This is a genomic window from Plantactinospora sp. A48 (assembly GCF_055793945.1).
In genome coordinates this window covers 1-918 of record NZ_JBTIXF010000142.1, presented here as the reverse complement: position 1 = coordinate 918, position 918 = coordinate 1, and the positions used below count along the sequence as shown (strand labels likewise).

1 protein-coding gene is annotated in these 918 nt (G+C 61.5%); it reads left to right on the top strand.

The window, feature by feature from the left end; genetic code table 11:
- Window positions 1-918 (top strand): glycoside hydrolase family 10 protein (locus ACXN5W_RS30345; protein WP_473161813.1); only part of this gene is annotated, 918 nt, incomplete at both ends.

Below are 918 nucleotides of genomic sequence, written 5' to 3'. Positions count from 1 at the left end.
GCCAGTGCCGCGACGACGTTGGGTGCGGCGGCGGCGCAGACGAATCGGTATTTTGGTGCGGCGGTGGCGGCGGGGAAGTTGTCGCAGTCGCAGTACACCACGATTCTGGATCGGGAGTTCAATATGATCACTCCCGAGAATGAGATGAAGTGGGATGCGACGGAGCCGCAGCAGGGCCGGTTCAACTATTCCGGTGGTGACGCGATCGTGTCGCATGCGCAGGCGCATGGTCAGCGGATGCGGGGGCATGCGTTGCTGTGGTATCAGCAGGAGCCGGGGTGGGCGCAGGGCATGTCGGGTTCCGCGTTGCGGAGCGCGATGATGAATCACGTGACCCAGGTGGCGACGCACTACAAGGGGAAGATCTACGCCTGGGATGTGGTGAATGAGGCGTTCGCTGACGGGGGTAGTGGGGGTCGGCGGGATTCGAACCTGCAGCGGACGGGGAATGACTGGATCGAGGAGGCGTTCAAGGCGGCGCACGCGGCGGATCCGGGTGCGAAGTTGTGTTACAACGATTACAACACTGATGGTGTGAACGCGAAGTCGACGGGGATTTACAACATGGTTCGGGATTTCAAGTCCCGGGGTGTGCCGATCGACTGTGTGGGGTTCCAGTCTCATCTTGGTGGGATGCCGCCGTCGGATTATCAGGCGAATTTGCAGCGGTTCGCTGATCTGGGGGTGGAGGTTCAGATCACGGAGTTGGATATTTCGGGGTCGAATCAGGCGAATGCGTTTGGTGCGGTGACCACGGCGTGTATGCGGGTGGCGCGGTGTGCGGGTATCACGGTGTGGGGTATCCGGGACAGTGACTCGTGGCGTACGGGGGAGAATCCGTTGTTGTTCGACAGCAACGGGAACAAGAAGCCGGCGTACACCAGTGTCCTGAACGCCCTCAACGCCGGCGGACCCACC